Source organism: Gaetbulibacter sp. NE, from assembly GCF_025548475.1.
In the GTDB taxonomy this organism is placed as follows: Bacteria; Bacteroidota; Bacteroidia; order Flavobacteriales; family Flavobacteriaceae; genus Gaetbulibacter_B; species Gaetbulibacter_B jejuensis.
The window spans coordinates 1-1676 of the sequence record NZ_JAOQHY010000023.1 but is presented as its reverse complement, the minus strand read 5'-3'; the positions used below and the strand labels follow the sequence as shown (position 1 = coordinate 1676).

General features: G+C 40.9%; 1 pseudogene. It reads left to right on the top strand.

Annotated features, from left to right (window positions below):
- Positions 1–1676 (top strand): annotated as a pseudogene (locus tag OD803_RS14425) (hypothetical protein); the annotation flags it as partial.

Genomic DNA, 1676 nt, shown 5'->3' with positions numbered 1-1676 from the left:
GTAAGCTATTACGAAACACAGGCAGATGCCGAAGCAGGAATCAATGCGATAACCGTACCATATATTAATCAAACCAATCCACAAACCCTATATGTGGCACTTACCAATACAATTACAAACTGTGCTTCAGTAAGTAGTTTTGAGTTGGTGGTCAACCCACTTCCAGCATTAGTAGTTCCTACACCATTGGAAGTTTGTGATGATAATGTACCAGACGGCATAACAGACATTGATCTTACTCTAAAGAATATAGAGATCAGTGGTAACAACCCGAACTACTCGGTAACGTATTACCCAACACAGTTAGATGCAGACAATGCTACTAACCCATTACCAATACCATACACAGGGTTTGATGGAGAAGTAGTGTATGTACGTGTTCAGGATATCAACACAGGATGTTATGCTACTACAACCTTAACGTTGGTAGTGGAACAAGCACCAGTAGCTAATGTGCCAACACCATTGGAGTACTGTGATCCTGATAGTGATGGTTTTGGAGTGTTTACCCTTACCGATGCAGATAATGAAATAACAGGAGGCGTTCCAGGACTTACAGTAACTTATCATGAGACTATGGCAGATGCCAATAATAATGTAAACCCATTAGCAAGTCCATACAATAACATTGTGGTAAACACGCAAACCGTTTACGCAAGGGTAGAAAGCGCTACCATAGCTACCGATTGTGCTACGATAGTAGATTTAGTATTGATAGTAAATCCAACCCCACAACTGGGAGCAGGACCAACACCATTACAAGTATGTGATGATGCCTCAGCCGATGGATTTGCACAGTTTGACCTTACTACCAAGGATGCAGAAGTACTTCAAAACCTAGCAGACCCAACACAGTATACAGTCACTTATCATGAAACAGAAGCTAATGCTGAAGCAGGAACAAACCCAATACTGAACCCAGCAGCCTATACAAACACAACAGCCTTCAACCAGACCCTATGGGTACGAGTAGAAGACAATAACAACGGATGTTATAAGCTTACAACATTAGAGCTTATCGTTAATGCATTACCAGTATTGGTACAACCATCACCATTGGAGTTATGTGATTATAACAACCCAGGCGATGAGCAAGAAGCCTTTACATTAGAAGATGCAGCTGATGAGATCTTGAATGGTCAAACAGGAATCAGCCTGACGTATTATGAGACCCAAGCCGATGCCGATTCAGGGAACAACCCAATCACAAGTCCATATACTAATACTGTAAACCCACAGACTATTTATGTAAGAGCGACCAATGATGTTACAGGCTGTGTGAGTACGATCACTTTAGATTTACGAGTAAACCCAATACCGTCACCAGCAGTACCAACAGACTTAGAAGAATGTGATGTAGACAATGATGGCTTTGCAAGTTTTGATTTAGACAGTAGAACAGTAGAGATCATCAATGGCGAATTGGATATTGCTGTGAGCTACCATGAGACTATGGCAGATGCTGAAAACGCACAAAACCCATTAGTGAGTCCTTACAGTAATATCGTACCAGATACACAAACCGTTTATGCAAGAGCAGAGAACACAATAACAGGATGCTTTACTATAGTACCATTGGTATTAAATGTATTACCATCACCAGTAGTTCCAACAAACATAGACGATTATGTTATCTGTGATACCAATACCGATGAGATTGCGCAGTTTGATTTAAC